At 61.6% G+C, this 15,025-nt stretch carries 14 protein-coding genes; 4 read left to right on the forward strand and 10 right to left on the reverse strand.

Annotated elements, in window-relative coordinates; genetic code table 11:
• Nucleotides 1-489 precede the first annotated feature (489 nt).
• From OU994_RS19840 to OU994_RS19855, 4 genes are all read right to left on the reverse strand, one after another.
• Nucleotides 490-1,725, reverse strand: a complete 1,236-nt coding sequence (locus OU994_RS19840; RefSeq protein WP_281607328.1) for a cyanophycinase — start codon at nucleotides 1,723-1,725, stop codon at nucleotides 490-492.
• Between the two features lie 63 nt (nucleotides 1,726-1,788).
• Nucleotides 1,789-2,406, reverse strand: coding sequence for a PEP-CTERM sorting domain-containing protein (locus OU994_RS19845; protein ID WP_281607329.1), 618 nt, complete (start codon nucleotides 2,404-2,406; stop codon nucleotides 1,789-1,791).
• Between the two features lie 395 nt (nucleotides 2,407-2,801).
• The gene (locus OU994_RS19850) at nucleotides 2,802-3,365 is read right to left on the reverse strand and encodes an FxDxF family PEP-CTERM protein (RefSeq protein WP_281607330.1); all 564 of its coding nucleotides are present in this window, start codon (nucleotides 3,363-3,365) and stop codon (nucleotides 2,802-2,804) included.
• Between the two features lie 12 nt (nucleotides 3,366-3,377).
• Entirely contained in the window at nucleotides 3,378-3,956 is a 579-nt protein-coding gene (locus tag OU994_RS19855; RefSeq protein ID WP_281607331.1) for a PEP-CTERM sorting domain-containing protein, read from the reverse strand.
• Nucleotides 3,957-4,418: 462 nt separating this feature from the next.
• Here OU994_RS19855 and OU994_RS19860 point away from each other — a divergent pair, with 462 nt between their 5' ends.
• A complete protein-coding gene (locus OU994_RS19860; protein ID WP_281607332.1) occupies nucleotides 4,419-5,021 on the forward strand; it encodes a M23 family metallopeptidase in 603 nt (200 codons plus the stop codon).
• Nucleotides 5,022-5,123: 102 nt separating this feature from the next.
• On the opposite strand, the gene OU994_RS19865 is transcribed toward OU994_RS19860, so the two are convergent.
• Nucleotides 5,124-6,017: a LysR family transcriptional regulator gene (locus OU994_RS19865; RefSeq protein ID WP_281607333.1), complete on the reverse strand. Its 894-nt coding sequence runs from the start codon at nucleotides 6,015-6,017 to the stop codon at nucleotides 5,124-5,126.
• Nucleotides 6,018-6,104: 87 nt separating this feature from the next.
• Here OU994_RS19865 and OU994_RS19870 point away from each other — a divergent pair, with 87 nt between their 5' ends.
• Both OU994_RS19870 and OU994_RS19875 read left to right on the forward strand, forming a co-directional pair.
• Entirely contained in the window at nucleotides 6,105-6,905 is an 801-nt protein-coding gene (locus OU994_RS19870) for an NAD(P)H-dependent oxidoreductase (protein WP_281607334.1), read from the forward strand.
• 169 nt (nucleotides 6,906-7,074) lie between these two features.
• Nucleotides 7,075-7,413 (forward strand): nuclear transport factor 2 family protein, encoded by a 339-nt coding sequence (locus OU994_RS19875; RefSeq protein ID WP_281607335.1) that lies wholly within the window; start codon nucleotides 7,075-7,077, stop codon nucleotides 7,411-7,413.
• 655 nt (nucleotides 7,414-8,068) lie between these two features.
• On the opposite strand, the gene OU994_RS19885 is transcribed toward OU994_RS19875, so the two are convergent.
• From OU994_RS19885 to OU994_RS19905, 5 genes are all read right to left on the reverse strand, one after another.
• Nucleotides 8,069-8,374 carry a hypothetical protein gene (locus OU994_RS19885; protein ID WP_281607336.1) on the reverse strand — a complete coding sequence of 102 codons (306 nt, stop codon included), beginning with the start codon at nucleotides 8,372-8,374 and terminating at the stop codon, nucleotides 8,069-8,071.
• A 1,101-nt stretch (nucleotides 8,375-9,475) separates the two neighbouring features.
• Nucleotides 9,476-9,928 carry a DUF3592 domain-containing protein gene (locus tag OU994_RS19890; RefSeq protein WP_281607337.1) on the reverse strand — a complete coding sequence of 151 codons (453 nt, stop codon included), beginning with the start codon at nucleotides 9,926-9,928 and terminating at the stop codon, nucleotides 9,476-9,478.
• Between the two features lie 216 nt (nucleotides 9,929-10,144).
• Complete coding sequence (locus tag OU994_RS19895; RefSeq protein WP_281607338.1) at nucleotides 10,145-10,768, reverse strand: membrane integrity-associated transporter subunit PqiC; 624 nt, start codon at nucleotides 10,766-10,768, stop codon at nucleotides 10,145-10,147.
• Nucleotides 10,765-12,381, reverse strand: coding sequence for an intermembrane transport protein PqiB (locus tag OU994_RS19900; protein ID WP_281607339.1), 1,617 nt, complete (start codon nucleotides 12,379-12,381; stop codon nucleotides 10,765-10,767). Before OU994_RS19900 ends, OU994_RS19895 begins: the two co-directional genes overlap by 4 nt.
• Nucleotides 12,374-13,702, reverse strand: a complete 1,329-nt coding sequence (locus OU994_RS19905) for a paraquat-inducible protein A (protein ID WP_281607340.1) — start codon at nucleotides 13,700-13,702, stop codon at nucleotides 12,374-12,376. The genes OU994_RS19900 and OU994_RS19905 overlap by 8 nt, the downstream gene beginning before the upstream one ends.
• A 254-nt stretch (nucleotides 13,703-13,956) precedes the next feature.
• Here OU994_RS19905 and OU994_RS19910 point away from each other — a divergent pair, with 254 nt between their 5' ends.
• On the forward strand, nucleotides 13,957-15,015 hold the full coding sequence (locus tag OU994_RS19910) for an AI-2E family transporter (protein ID WP_281607341.1): 1,059 nt from the start codon (nucleotides 13,957-13,959) through the stop codon (nucleotides 15,013-15,015).
• Nucleotides 15,016-15,025 lie beyond the last annotated feature (10 nt).

Consider the following 15,025-nt stretch of genomic DNA (forward strand, 5'->3'; position numbering starts at 1 on the left):
CGAGGGCGGTCTCAAACGATGCGGGATCGGCCGCCGTTACCGGTGGCGATATATTCGCGAACGCTGGCGCCATGCGCGGTCATTCTCCGTGTCGATGTACAGGGATTTCGCATCGATGTAGCCGATGAGCAGAGTTCCCGCTTTTACACTAGCGCGGACGGGACAAATGAGCAACGGATTTGGCGCGGATTGCACCATCTTGCAAGCGATGTGTAAAAAATAATACATCTATGGAACGATACAGGTGGTGGATGGACGCTGTTGAATCAGCGCCCGTGCGTGAGCGAACCATGGCGCGGCCAGTTATTCAATCGCGGGAATATGGACAGCCGCCAGTGATTCCGGGCGCCAGCCTGCGGTAATGCCGTTAAAATATGGCCACCCAAAGGCAAATTCCGGGGTCAGACCCGCCGGGTCTGACCCCAGATCTTCGCTGTAGGGGTGAATGCATGCGCCTTCACATGCCAGCATCAGTCTTCAAAGGAATTGTTAATACCAGTCCGCAGGGAATAACACGCCGGAATTGACATCCAGATGTTTGTACAACGGCACGCCGGTCCAGTCGGTCAGATTGAAGACACCAGCCGGGTCGGCCAGCTTCCGTACCTCGACGGTGGAGACGGTTAGCGGTGTCTTGGGCTCGCATACGCTTGGCGGAACGGAGGGGCGAACAAAGTACACCGCGCTTTCCGTCGTTGTCGAAGGGTTGGTGACCCGTTTCGCCGTGACAGGCTTGCCGTCGCCATTCCCTTGCACCAGTAATGCGGTTTCGACGCCGATGCCGATTCCGCGCGCGGTCGCATTACCGCTGGAGGATGCGGGAAGTACACCGCCGGCGCAGCCGAAGGTCCCGCTCGCGCTTGCTTTCGGTGCCACGATCCTTGAAATGAAGGCAATGAAGCGGCCCATGCGATCGCGGCTGTCGAAATGCGAATCGAAGATCAGGCTTGCCAATGCGGGAGGGGCGATGAAACCGCCTTGCAGGCTCAGGGGAGCCGGGTCGAAGGTTATATCCTTGTAGTACGGATCCATCATCGACAGCTCCGACGTGGCGGACTTGTAAAGTGCGGAATAATCGAACTGTCCCAGCACCGCCAGCCCGGCGCTGGTACCGCCCACCGGGACGTTTTTCGCCATCAGTGATTTCAAGGTCTGTTCCAGCGCCGTGCCCTTCCAGAAACGAATGTAATGGCTCTGGTCGCCGCCGGCGATAAAGACGACGTTGGCCCGGGCCAGGATGGCATTCACGGCCGGACTGTTGGCGGCCTTGATACTGGGGATCACAAGCGTTTCAACGGAGCTCAGGCCCAGCGAAGCGCCGCCCACCCACAGCTCGGCGATCGTCGTGGACGTCGACAAGTCTTCGTCGCTGTAGTAGATGTAGGGGTTATAAGCCTCCGTGCCGGTGGCGCGGATCACCACGAACCGCCCACCTGTTCCCGGCGTAATGCCGGCCCGCTGGATCAACCATCGAAAGGCGGGATCCACGTCGGGGCCGCCGCCCATGAGCACGAATGATGGCGTGGGAAGTACCGACGGTGCCGTGACCGGCGCATCGACATCACCCGTCGCGAAATAGGAATACAGCGGAATAGGTTGCGCGGTTTCGAATTTCGGCGCTGCCAGTGCGGGAGCGGCAGGTAAAACCGCCGCCATCGCGAGCACGATGCCGCCGAGACTTGCAATGACCGGCTTGAGCGACTGGGAGAAAAGGCGTGTCAACATGTTTCGAGCTCCGGTAATGGCTGATTGAGGGATTGCGCATGTTTTCAACAACTGGCTCCAGGGTCAGGCCAAAGCTGTTTTTATAGCGTGGCGCCGCTTGAGTGCGCCTGACATCACCAGCAAACCGCCCAGCACCATCGCATACGTGGAAGGCTCGGGTACTGGCGCAATACCGAAGGTCAGCGTGCCGGAGTTCCACACGCCTTCGGGCTCGTCGAATGCCAGATCCTTGAAGCCGTCGTGAAACTCCAGACGCAAGATGCCATCGGCCCCCACGGCAAAAACCTGGCCGATCTCTGCCAGATCCTGGAATCCGGCGTAATCCGTTGTGCCATCAAAATCGTCGCCATCACCGGGCGTAAATGTGACACCGTACCCCGATGTGTCGCTGAAAGTGACCTGCATTTCGGAGAGGTAGCTTCCCGCATAACTCGTCACGTTGACGTTCCATTCGAGACTGGTAATGGACGCTCCGGCTCCCACGTAGAAGTCACGGATAACGTTGCTCGTTGCGCCCCTCTCGTCGTTATTCAGGATGCCTGTGACATCCACCTGCAGTTCTTGCATCGCAATACTCTGGCCAGACACGGTGTCCGTATTGGCACTCATTGCTTGCGCCATACTAAAAATCATTGCCGCAGAGATTAGTAATGAGTGCCGCACAGCCGTCATTTTTGTCATGATATTTTTCCACAAGTAAATACCACTGCACGCAGGAAAACACTCGACGGGAATATCGGCATCGAGCGTTCGAAAGGGTCAGCCGTAATCCATTGCATGAGACAAGGCCAGTGTATCGCTAACTCGTGCTGGCGAATCGCTGGCGCTAAAGAAAATCCGGCGGCGATTTTTCTTTGCAGTGCTAGGCGAATCCTTGGGGGGCCGTGAAAACTGCTTTTAGGTGGGAAATAACACGTAGCGGATCACAATGAGCATCTTCGGAAGCCGTGACGAAACGGCGGCATGGGAAACCGCGCACGGCGGACATTGCGCCCGCCCTGTACAACACCATCATCGCCGCCGCGGACCAGTGAAACGCAGGCTGTCCGTGGCGGCTTCGCTGTAGACCGCCTGGGTTACGAAAGCTGCGCGGTGCGGCGGGCGCGGCGCCTTGCCAGCGCGCCGATGCCCGCCAGGCCACCCAGCAGCATCAGCCCGGCCGACGGTTCGGGCACGGGGCTGATATTGATGGCCCCCGGACCGCCGGCCGTGATGCTGAACTCCCCGAATTCGCCCATGTAGCCGGTTACCACGAAGGTATAGTGCTTGCCGGGCTCCAGAAACGTCTGCATCGCGGAGAAATGGTAGAGATTGTCCGAGATGTTCATCAGGTTGGTACCCGGGTCATTCGGATCGAGCGCGCCATTGTAGAGGAAGGTGATGCAGGCGAATTCGCAGCTCGTCAGGAACGAGTTTTCCCAATTGAACGGGCTTGGCCCGGGGCCGGTGACGACGTCGAAAGCCTGATAGGCGACGGGCGTGGCCGATGGGTCGGGAGGGGTGCCCCACGGGGTGGGAGAAATGAACGTCGGGCCGAAACTCGTGTCGCCGGTGACCGTCACGATCTCGGCGGACGCGTGCTGGACGACGCCGGCCAGCAGCAGCGTGGCGGCGATCGTATTGCGGAGCATGTTTTTCATCGGTTCTCCTGGTCAGGCTGCGGTGTGGATGGATGCTCCGGCGCGGCGGCGCGCGGCGACACCGAGGCCGGCCAGGCCTGCGCCGAGCATCAGCCAGGTCGAAGGTTCCGGCACGGGATTGAGCGGGGTGATCTCGTACGCGCCGATGGCGGAGACGGTGGTGCTGAAAAAGCCGAAGGTCGTGGCGTCCTCGCCCGTGACGAGGATCGTGTAGTGCCCCTCTTCCAGCGGGCCGTGGAAGTATGCCGAGCTGTCGGAAGCCCCATAGCCGTTCGCAAAGAGGAAGTTGGCCGTGGGATTGGCCGGGTCGAACGTTCCGGTGTAGATGTACATCGAACAATCGAAGGCGCACGTGGTGGCGAAGTTGATGTCGTCCAGGTACTCGAGGGCATGAACGTCGTAGGCCCGGTACGCGGTGTCGGGAACCGGCTCATAGAAGGGCCAGTTGCCGGGGCTCTCGTTGATCCGGTCCCAGGTCGGTCCGCCGGTCGTGTCGCCGGTGAAGGTGGTGATGGTGGCGCCGGCCTGTTGCGCGAAGCCGGCCAGCAAAGCGGCGCCGAGCAGCACGCGGCGCAGGATGGGTAGTGGCATTGAAGAAGTGCTCCTATCGTAAAGCCCGTACTGGTCTCACGCTGGCCCGGCAAAGCGTGGCTCGTGGCCATGCTGCCAGGCACAGACATGCCAGGACGAGATGGATCGATCGATGATAGCGCTAACACATTTAGCCCGACACCGGGTGGATTGCCAGCGGCAGCACGTCGCATCCAGCCGGTGCGACTTGCCGCCGCCTTCGTCCCTAAAGGTCGGAACCCGTGCACCGGCGGGGTCCTGATGAATCGCCGGCGCATGGTAAATAGTAAATCGGGATGCATGGATGAGGTTGAAGGATGATAGCGTTATCAAACAATCCATGTTCCCAGCGGCTTTTTCGTGTCTTTTTTGTCACAGTAGAGCACTCCGGAACAGCCGGCCCGGCGGCACTAGACACGAAAAACCTGGGAACGCGGCGGCGCGCCCCCACCTGGCGGTTATCTTCGACCAGACAAACGCCACATGCGAACGCTCCTGCTGACCCTCCTTGCTGCCGTGCTCCTCATGCTGGGCTACGAACTGGCGGCGCCGGCCATCGAACGGGCCCTGTATCCGATGCGCCTGGTGGCGATGCCGAAGCCGCGCACGCTCCCCGTGCCGGTCGAGGGAGTTCGGGCACGGGCGCTGCGCGACACGTGGGGTGGCGCACGCGGCGCGGGGCGCAAGCACGAAGGCATCGATATCTTTGCAAAGCGCGGCACGCCCGTGCTGTCGAGTACCGAGGGGATCGTCACCCAGGTGGGCACCAATCGGCTCGGCGGCCTGGTGGTGTGGGTGCTGGGGCCGGGTGGCCAGCGCCATTACTACGCCCACCTCGACCGCTATGCGGACGTGGCAGAAGGCACGCGCATCCAGGCCGGGCGGGTGCTGGGCTATGTCGGCGATTCGGGCAACGCGAAAGGCACCCCGCCGCACCTGCACTACGGCGTGTACGACATCGGCGGCGCGATCAATCCCTATCCGCTGCTGCGCTGTGCACCCGCCGACATCGCGGCGGCGACCACGCAGGCACCTGCCGAGGCACCGGATTGCCAGCGGCTGTCCGGCGGGCCAGGCAAGGCTTAGAGCGCCTGACAGAACCTCGGCGAGGGCGCGGCATGAGTCGCTCCGGCAGTGCGCAGCTTGAGTCGAGAAGTTTTCTCTGGGGGCTGCAGGCTACCCATCCCTTCATGCCAGCGTTGCGATGATTTCCCGCAACCACTGATGCGCAGGATCCCGATGAGAACGCTCATGCCAGAGCATGACCATGTCATAGCCGGGAACATCCAACGGCGGTTCGATAACCTGCAGTGCTTGCGTATTGCGCACCAGACGCGAGGGCAACATCGCCACGAGGTCGGTACTGGCCAGGACGGACAGCATGAGTAAAAAGTGTGGAACGGAAAGGACCACCTTGCGCTTCAATCCGGCGTTGGCCAGCACATCGTCAGTCGCGCCATGGAAGCCGCCGCGATCCGGCGACATCATGACATGCTCCAGTTCGCAGAACTCCGCCAGCGTCAGTCGCGCGCGCAAACGCGGATGCCCCGCTCTACCGGCAAGTACATAGCGCTCTGCGAAAAGCTTGCGACGGCGCAGTCCGGGAGGGGAGCCTTCTTCAGTATGGAAGGCGAGGTCCACTTCCCCCTGTTCAGCTTGTTTAGCAATGTGTGACGGTACCAGGTCCAGTACTGCAAGCCGGGTTCCGGGCGCTGCCGCCCGGATAGCGGTCATCGCCGGTAGAAGGATGGTCGCCCCACTGGAGTCCGAAGCAGCGACGCGCCAGGTGTGTTCGGACTCGGCCGGGTTGAACGGGCGGCCTGGCGTTACTGCGCGCTCCAGCGATTCCAGCGCTTCGCGCAATGGCTGGCGCAACTCCTCAGCTCTCGCGGTCGCCTGCATGCCACGCGGACCAGGCAGCAGGAGCGGATCACCAAAAATATCCCTGAGCTTGGCAAGGTGAACGCTGACGGAGGGCTGTGAATAGTTAAGGCGCCGGGCTGCGCGCGTGACATTCCGCTCAGCCAACAGCACGTCGAGGGTGACCAGCAGGTTCAAGTCGAGGCTTCTCAAATTAATCATCTTAATAGCTCGTATATTGACAATTCATTTTTAATATACCTGAGGGGAGCCTATCCTGTCGCTTCTGTTAACGCCTAAAGATCACTCATGAACATTCTTCTCATCCATGCGCATCCGGAATCCAGGTCCCTGAACGGAGCGCTGAAAGATTTCGCCGTACAGCGCTTGAAAAGCGCTGGACACCTCGTGCAAGTGTCGGATTTGTACGGTATGCAATGGAAAGCCATTGTCGATGCCGCGGACACCACCCAACGGCTGTCCACGACCCGGTTCGACGTGGCCTTCGAATCCAGGCATGCTTTCGAGAACGGCTTTCAAAGTGAAGACATCACCCGCGAGCAAGAGAAGCTGTTGTGGGCCGATGCGGTGATTCTCCAGTTCCCGCTGTGGTGGTATTCCATGCCGGCGATTTTGAAAGGCTGGATAGAGCGGGTATATGCGTTCGGCTTCGCCTATGGCGTTGGCGAGCATTCCGACACACACTGGGGAGACCGTTTTGGCGAGGGCACCTTGGCTGGAAAGCGGGCCATGCTCATGGTGACAGCAGGTGGTTGGGAATCACACTACGGCCCGCGTGGCATCAACGGTCCGATCAACGACATGCTCTACCCGATCCAGCACGGTATTCTGTTCTATCCGGGCTTCGACGTCCTGCCGCCGTTCGTGGTGTACCGAACCGGCAGCACAGATGAGAGCAGGTTTGCTCGCATCTGCGACGAACTCGGACAACGTCTCGACACTCTCTTCAGCGCGGATCCCATCGCGTTCCGTCCTCAGAACAAGGGCGATTACGATATCCCGGCGCTGACCTTGCGGAGCGACATTCTCCCTGGTCAAACCGGTCTTTCATTACACCTCTCAGGCCGCAATGACAGGAATCTGAAGTAGCCACACAAGCTGCAGTGGACAACGCTCTGCCAATTCCGGGCAGGCAGAACACGCCCGACCGGCGAGAACCAGCCGTCCTGGCCCATCTTGAATCGAGGAAGTACTCATGAATATCACTGCAAACAAGAATCTCGTCAAACTCTTCTTCAGCCACTTTCAATAAGGTGGCGTGAACGAGATTCTTGACATGATGAGCGATGACGCGACCTGGTGGGTCAACGGGAAACCGCACTTGTCAGCTATTTCCGGATTGCGGACGAAAGAAGAAATGCGGCCGGTATTCAACGATCTCTTCGCCTTTTTCGACGGCCGGCTGGCAATGCAGTTGAAGAGCTCAATTGCGGAGGGCGATATCGTCGCTGCGGAAGCTCGCTCGCTGGGAGAAACAAGAAGCGGGAAAATATATGAGAACGAGTATCACATTCTGTTCCGGATTCGAGACGGAAAGATCGCCGAAGTTCGGGAGTACACTGACCTGTTGCATACGGCAGAAGTCATGAATGGATAATATTCATTGCGGCGGAATACTGATCAGCGGTCTGGTTACTCTTGGTACGCTGACAAAACCTCTCAACGTATCTCCAACAGATGAGTGAGCACGCAAGCGAAACGCAGGCTCGATCCCACATGATCTGGTCATACTCTCGAAGGCGCCGCAGGACTACCACGTGGTCGCGTTGCCAAACACCGGCTTGCATTCATTGGTGAGGGCGACGCCAGCACGTCATGCCGCTGCCGCACCCAAGTTCACGCAGCAGGAATTCCCAAGGTATCCAGTGTTGAGAACAAACAGAACGCCGGTCAGGGCTGCACGATCGTTGATCCGCGGTCGCCCCCTTTCGGCGAGCGACTGTGAGCAGGCAGGTGGGACTCTATAAGGGACCAAATAAGGGACCAAAGGTCGTCGGGGAGAAGTGCTTGGGCCATTGCATCAGTCCGACAGTGAAAACGGCCGTCATCTTGTGCGCGGACAGCGGCCATGTACGCCCGCTTCCGCCCCAGAGCCGACCTTTGCACCCTCGACTCGCCACGCTTTCGCATGTACATCCCCACTCTTCCAATAATCTTAGTGCTATAAGCACTTTCGGACGGTTCAGCATTCTCGTGGTAACGGAATTCAACCGTGCCAAGGGTGGCAGAAACCGCATATCGCCCCGGTTGCCTCATGCGTCCCGGAACTTTCGTGCGCCAAGCACGATTATCACCGCCGTGGCTAGCACTAGAATACAGAACAGTGCTAGAAACAGCTCGGCGTACGACGGCGCGAAAAGCGCGGCCAAGGCAAGCAAGGCTGTGGCAATAGCAGCTCTAGAGAGCCACTTGGCGGCCCAGCGGTGCAATTGCCTGGGATCAGTGATCTTGGCATAGTCGATTGTTAATATATGGGATTGCCCAGCGGACAGGACCAGTTTTGCTACGCCGGCTAATACCAACGCGCCGAGCAAGATTGCGATATAACTTTGTTCCATAGCGCTCCCAATAGATGACAGGCGAAGTCAGGGACAGGCTTACTGTAAGCATATCGAGTGCACGAAAATTCGTTCACCTGCGAACGAAAATGTCTTACTGAAAGCAAATAAGCTTAAAGCAAGGTAGGGCGATGTCGAACAGGGGCTTCTGGCCAAACTCGACCGTTCGCCGCAGCATACCAAGTCGCAGACCGGGAAAAGGCAGAGACTGTCACGACGGGCGGCTCCCGCCCCAAAGCGGACGCATAATCAGCTTACGTAGGCTTACTGTTTCGCGTTGCTAAAGCGAGTGATGTCGCCGTTGCAATGCCAATTCCAATTCCAAGTGCAAATCCCAAAATCGAGTCACCGAGAGCAACAGCAAGTGCTGTCCCGGCACCTGCTCCCGCTCCGGCACCACTTAAGATCGCTACAAACATTTCATTCCTTCACATTGAATGAGGATTGAGGATTCAGGAATTACCAATGAGAAGCTCATCAATTCGCGTAACTTGGTTGCAAGACCGATGAATCCCCTCTTGTGACAGAAGCCTATCCTCCTCAAAACAACCTCTTACGATTAACTGCACCTAGCTAAACTCGGCCGTTCGCTGGCGTAACAGGCCGACAAGCCGGATAGATACAGACTGTCACGACCGCAACTTCTGCTCCATAGCAGATAGCTACCCGAGTTGATGGAACTTCAGTGAACTACTCACACAAACAGTGTGCCTGTAAGGAGAGTCCCTGAAGCTCCGATCACAAACAATAAAAACATCGCAATCCGCCCGTCTCGATTACCTGCCAGGGAGAGCCGCCAGAAGTACCGGAAATACCCAAATCTATCTCGCTTTGTCCTGCCGCTACCAACGTGACGAATGTAAAGCAGGTTATTGATGACGCTGCCCCCTATCAGGAGCACTGCGAACAATGGTCGATAGAGGGCAAGCCATTGCATTAATTCCATGATGAGGTTTGTTCTAAATAGTCTTTTAAAGTGTTGGCATCTGGTCGCTTCGCGATGCAGTGAAGGTCGGCTCCTGTCCGAAAGCGGCCGATCGCATTGCCAAAGTGTACGTGGTGGTTGCGTCCAGGACAAGCGGCAGGTTCCGTTAGGCAGCCTTAAGCGGACTGACGCATCACCTGCCACAGACCGCCTGCAAGCAATACAAGCACGAGGCAGGCAAAAAAATAGTCCAGTACATCAAGGCCATCGGTGTAGATGATCCCGATCTTGGGGCTGATCGGGTCGTATCGAACTTTTATGTGGTTTCCCGGTTGAATTTTTTGGAGCTGAGCAGTGATCAATGCTTTGGTACGATCACAGCCAGCATTTCCAGCCAAAGACGTAGAAAGCCGGTTCGACACGTATATCCTCCCGTCGACGGAATATCGGTATCGTAGTCGGACGCACCAATCGGTTGAGCGGCCCGCCCGTTGATAGATATCACTGCTCAACACTGTTCCATACGTAAATGGCCATGAAATCGAGGCAATCTTGTCAGCCGATCGGGAAAATGTAAAAAAGCCAAGAGTCAGCGAACTCAAGATAAAGAGCCAGCCGGAAAGCTTCATATTTTTATTATTCAGCGCTTGCGAGGTACTAATCCTTGGAATCTGTTCTATAAGGAATTCTGCGTGCTAGAAGTCCGCTTCTGGGCCGAAAGCAGCCGGTCGCAATGGCTCAGTGTACGATACTGTTGCTCTCAGGACAACCGACCGGTTTTGTTACGCGTTCTTGGTCAGTGAGCGAGACGCTCGCACACCCCGTCACTCGGGCGGGCATCCGGCTCAGCAACCGCCCTGCCCGCCGCCTTGCCCGCCACTCTCCCGATCCCGCACGCCGGCGGCGATCGCTTCCGCCAGCTTGCCAAGCGCCGCCCGGTGCGCCGCCACCACGCCTTCGTAGCCGGCACCGGCCTCCTCGCGCAGCACGCTGCGGCAGGTCAGCACGGTGCCGCTGCCCACCTGCCGCACACTCCACACGGCATCGACCAGGGCATGGCTGCCCGGCACGGATTCGAAGCGCTGCACATTGGTGCTGATCCGGTACACCGCCGCGCCATCGGGCGCCGGCGTGCGGTAGACATCGATCGCGCCGAGCCGCGCCGTGACTTCTTGCGACAGCGCGCCGCCGATTTCGTCGGCCAGCGGGCCGGCCCAGCGGTGCTGGTCCAGCACCTCGACCCGCCCTTCCCCGCCCGTACCGACAACGAGCTGGTTGCGCTGCACCTGCGCCGGGATGTTCACGGCCAGCATTTCGATGTACATCCTGGCCGCGGCCGGTGCCGGCGCTGGCGCTGGCGCTGGCGTGGCGCCGCCGGACAGCGTATAGAAATGGTCGGCCGGCGGTGCCGCGCAGCCGGCCAGCAATCCGGCCGCCAGCGCCAGGCAGGATGCGAGGGCACGGTTCATTTTTTCTTCTCCTGCGGTTTGCCGCGAATCAGCGATTCCGGATGGCGTTCGAGGTACTCGGCCAGCGCATCGATGGATTCCATCGTGCGCGTCACTTCCTGCAAGGTGCGGCGCAGGTCGGACTGCAGCGGCGCATCCTGCGCCAGCAGGCTTTCCGCGCTGGCAAAGGTTTTACGGGCCGAGGCCAGCGTCTCCGTCACTTCCGGCAGCACCTCGCCGTCGACGCGCTCGATCGTCGTGCCCAGCTTCTCGAGCGTGGTGTTGGCCTGCGCCAGCGTGCGGTTCAGGTTCGCGCCGATCTCGTCGAAGGGCACCTTGTCGAGCTTGCGGGCAATGCTCAGCAGCTGGCTTTGCAGTTCGTCCAGCGAGCCGGGCACGGTGGGCAGCACGAGCCGGTCCGGTTCCACCACCAGCGCCGCCTTCGGCGCGTTGGGGAAGAAGTCCAGCGCGATGTACAGCTGGTTGGTCAGCAGGCTGCCGGTGCGCAGCTGGCCGCGCAGCCCCCGCCCGATCATGCGCGCCATGGTGTCGTGGCCGGCCTGCACGTCGCCCGAATACGCGTCCAGGAAGCGCTTGCCCAGCCGGCCCGGGTACAGGTCGATCGTCACCGGCATGCGGAATACCCTGCGCACGCGGTCGAATTCCACGCCGACCGCGCGCACCTCGCCCAGCACGATGCCGCGGAAGTCGACCGGCGCGCCCGGCACCAGGCCACGCAGCGACTGGTCGAAGTACAGCACCGCCGCCACGGCCGGGCCATCGGGCGCGCGCAGTGCCGCGGCGCGGTCCTCGGCGAGGATGAAGCGGGTACCGGCCGGCGCCGCCGCCGCGGGCTTGCGCCCGTTGCCGGACTCGAAGGCGATGCCGCCCGTGGCCAGCGCGGCCAGCGACTGCGTGTTCAGCTTGAAGCCTGCGGCGTCCAGCCGCAGGTCGACCCCGCTGGCATGCCACCAGCGCGTGTCCGTGCCGACGAACCCCACATAGCGGTCTTCGACGAAGACGGACATGTCGATGCCGTCGCCTTCCCGGTCCAGTTCGAAGGATGCCACCTGGCCCACGCGCAGGCGGCGGTAGTAGACGGGTGAGCCGATGCCGACCGATCCCAGGCTGTCCGCATGCAGCCGGTATTCGCGTCCCTTGAGGCCGGGCGGCACGGCCGGCGGCGTGTCGAGCCCCTTGAAGACGCTGGTGGTGGTTTCCCTGCTGCCCGGCGCCGCGCCGATATAGGGACCGGACAGCAGCGTGCCCAGGCCCGACACGCCGCTGGCGCCGATCTGCGGGCGCACCACCCAGAAACGGGTGTCCTCGGCGGCGAAGCGCCGGGCCTCGCGCGCCATCTGGATCTTCGCGTCGACCCGGTTGGCATCCTCGCCCAGCGTGACGGCGACCACTTCGCCGATGTCGACATCCTTGTACTTGACCTTGGTCTTGCCCGCCTCCAGGCCTTCGCCGGTGGCGAAGCTGACGGTGATCGTCGGCCCGCGGCTGGTCATCCAGTTGACCACCTGCGTGGCGCCGATGATGGCCGCCAGCACCGGGATAAGCCAGATCAGCGAGGGCAGCCAGCGGCTGGGCCGGTCGACGGCGGGTGGCGGCAGGTCTTGCTCAGGCATGTAGTTCTCCGTTACTTTCTCCGTTGTTTTCTCCGTCGGTTTCTCCGCCGATGCGGCCGCGGGGTGCCGCGCTGTCGAGCGGATCCCAGATCAGCCGCGGGTCGAAGCGGCTCGAAGCGATCATCGTCAGGATCACCACGCAGCCGAACGCCAGTGCGCCCGGGCCGGCCGTGATCACGGCCAGCGCCTGGAAGCGCACCAGCGCCACGGTCAGCGTGACGACAAAGATATCGAGCATCGACCAGCGGCCGATGAATTCCACCACCCGGTAGAGGCGGGTGCGGCCGGCCGGCGCCCAGCGCGATCCCCACTGCGCGGTGCCGGCCAGCAGCGCCAGCGCCAGCAGCTTCGACACCGGCACCAGCGCGCTGGCCACGAAGAACACGATGGCCAGCCCGGGCGAGCCGGTGTTCCAGCACAGCGCCACGCCGCTCATGATCGTGTCGCCGCCGGTGCCGCCGAGCGATTCCGTGTACATCACGGGCAGGATGTTGGCCGGCACGTACAGCAGCGCGGCCGCGGCCAGCAGCGCCCAGGTCCACGTGATGCTGTTGGGGATGCGCCGGTGCAGCACGGCGCCGCAGCGGCGGCAATGGCGCCCCTCGCACGCGCCGCCATTGAGCAGGCCGCACGCATGGCAGTCGATCGGCTGGCCCGGGGCGGCAGGCGCGGGGGCGGAAGCCGGGGCTGTGGAACCATGCCGGGGGGCGAACCGCTCGCCCAGCCCCCACAGCGCGCGCGGTTCGTAGCGCAGCGCTACCGCGCCCAGGATCGTCAGCGCGCCAAACGCGAACAGGCCGGGATGGGGTATCACCCGCGCCATGCTGGTCATCTTGATGGCGGTGACGAGGATGCCGATCATCAGCACTTCCGTCATCGCCCAGTGGCGCGCGCCCTGCACCACCCGCAGCAGCAGGTGGAAGCCGGGTACGCGGCGCCCGCGCAGCAGCCCGGCCGACACGTACAGCAGCGCGCCCAGTTCCAGCGCGGGAAATGCCACCACGAAGAAGAACACCATGGCGGCGATCACCTCCATGCGCTCGTTCCACAGCACGCCGATGGCCTGCAGCAGCGTGGCGCCCGAGGTCAGGCCATTCATTTCCAGTTCGACGATGGGAAAGCACTGCGCGATCAGGTACACCAGCACGGCGCCCATCGTGACGGCCACCATCGATGCGGGCGTCGGCGCCGGCCCGGTCGCGTACCAGCGGTACAGCACGTTGCCGCAACGGGTGCAGCGGGCCCGCTGGCCATCGGCCAGCGGCCGCCAGCGGTGCAGCGCGCCGCAATCGTGACAGCTGACCGGTTCCCCTTCCGTCACGGCAGCCTCCATGCGGCGGCCGCGCCGGACGGCGAGGGGGCAAGCGGTGTGTCGTCACATGGCAGCATCGGTTCTCCGGGCACGGCGGACAGTCGCATCTTGTCATTATGACCAGAGGAAGGAAAGCCAATGCGCACGATTGGCGCGCCCGCCGCATGCCGCCGCCGGAAAGCTTGTCCGTTCGGCTATGATGGGGCACCCCGTGGTCCCTTACGCGACCCGCTCACAATAATAATCAGCCATCAATACAAGTCATGAAGCGATACACTCTGCCGCAATCCTCGTTCCTGCTCCTCCTCGGCATCGTCACGCTGGCCTTCTTCTGGATCCTGCTGCCGTTCTCCGGCGCCGTGTTCTGGGGGGTGGTCTTCTCGATCGTTTTCGCGCCGCTCTACGCACACCTGCTGAACGCGCTCGGCAACCGCCCCAACCTGGCCGCCTTGCTGGCCCTGGTGGTGATCCTGCTGATGGTGATCATGCCGCTGGCGATGATCGCCGCGTCGCTGGTCGACCAGGCCGCCACCGTGTACGGCATGATCGAAACGGGGCAGATCGATTTCGGCAGGATGTTCCAGCAGGTGATCGGCGCGCTGCCTTCCTGGGCCCTGTCGCTGCTGGAGCGCTTCGAACTGACCAACCTGACCTCGCTGCAGGCCAAGCTGACCGCCGCCGCGGCGCAGATCAGCCAGGCGACCGCGCGCTATGCGATCAACTTCGGCCGCAATGCCTTCGACTTCCTCGTCAGCACGACCGTCATGCTGTACCTGCTGTTCTTCCTGTTCCGCGACGGGCGCACGCTGGCCGCGCGCATCAAGCGCGCGGTACCGCTGTCCTCGCGCTACAAGAAGCCCCTGTTCGACAACTTCACCACCGTGATCCGCGCCACCGTCAAGGGCAACGTGCTGGTGGCGATGGCGCAGGGCGCGCTGGGCGGCGCGATCTTCTGGTTCCTCGACGTGCCGGGTCCGCTGCTGTGGGCCGTGGTGATGGCCTTCCTGTCGCTGCTCCCGGCGGTCGGCGCGGCCATCATCTGGGGCCCGGTGGCGATCTACTTCCTGATCACCGGCGCGATCTGGCAGGGCGTGGTGCTGACGACGTTCGGCGTGGTCGTCATCGGCCTGGTCGACAACCTGCTGCGCCCCCTGCTGGTGGGCAAGGACACCAAGCTCCCCGACTACATCGTGCTGTTGTCGACCATCGGCGGCATGGCGCTGTTCGGCCTGAACGGCTTCGTCATCGGGCCGGTGATCGCGGCGCTGTTCATCGCCTCGTGGGACCTGTTCTCGAACGCCGACGAATTCCACGGCGAGTAAGCCGGCACGC

This window comes from Pseudoduganella sp. SL102 (assembly GCF_027856995.1).
Taxonomy (GTDB): Bacteria; Pseudomonadota; Gammaproteobacteria; order Burkholderiales; family Burkholderiaceae_D; genus Rugamonas; species Rugamonas albidiflava.

Coding starts and splice junctions, on each gene's coding strand:
- OU994_RS19840 (WP_281607328.1), bottom strand. CDS start 1,725: ATGTTGACACGCCTTTTCTCCCAGTCGCTCAAGCCGGTCATTGCAAGT.
- OU994_RS19845 (WP_281607329.1), bottom strand. CDS start 2,406: ATGACAAAAATGACGGCTGTGCGGCACTCATTACTAATCTCTGCGGCA.
- OU994_RS19850 (WP_281607330.1), bottom strand. CDS start 3,365: ATGAAAAACATGCTCCGCAATACGATCGCCGCCACGCTGCTGCTGGCC.
- OU994_RS19855 (WP_281607331.1), bottom strand. CDS start 3,956: ATGCCACTACCCATCCTGCGCCGCGTGCTGCTCGGCGCCGCTTTGCTG.
- OU994_RS19860 (WP_281607332.1), top strand. CDS start 4,419: ATGCGAACGCTCCTGCTGACCCTCCTTGCTGCCGTGCTCCTCATGCTG.
- OU994_RS19865 (WP_281607333.1), bottom strand. CDS start 6,017: ATGATTAATTTGAGAAGCCTCGACTTGAACCTGCTGGTCACCCTCGAC.
- OU994_RS19870 (WP_281607334.1), top strand. CDS start 6,105: ATGAACATTCTTCTCATCCATGCGCATCCGGAATCCAGGTCCCTGAAC.
- OU994_RS19885 (WP_281607336.1), bottom strand. CDS start 8,374: ATGGAACAAAGTTATATCGCAATCTTGCTCGGCGCGTTGGTATTAGCC.
- OU994_RS19890 (WP_281607337.1), bottom strand. CDS start 9,928: ATGAAGCTTTCCGGCTGGCTCTTTATCTTGAGTTCGCTGACTCTTGGC.
- OU994_RS19895 (WP_281607338.1), bottom strand. CDS start 10,768: ATGAACCGTGCCCTCGCATCCTGCCTGGCGCTGGCGGCCGGATTGCTG.
- OU994_RS19900 (WP_281607339.1), bottom strand. CDS start 12,381: ATGCCTGAGCAAGACCTGCCGCCACCCGCCGTCGACCGGCCCAGCCGC.
- OU994_RS19910 (WP_281607341.1), top strand. CDS start 13,957: ATGAAGCGATACACTCTGCCGCAATCCTCGTTCCTGCTCCTCCTCGGC.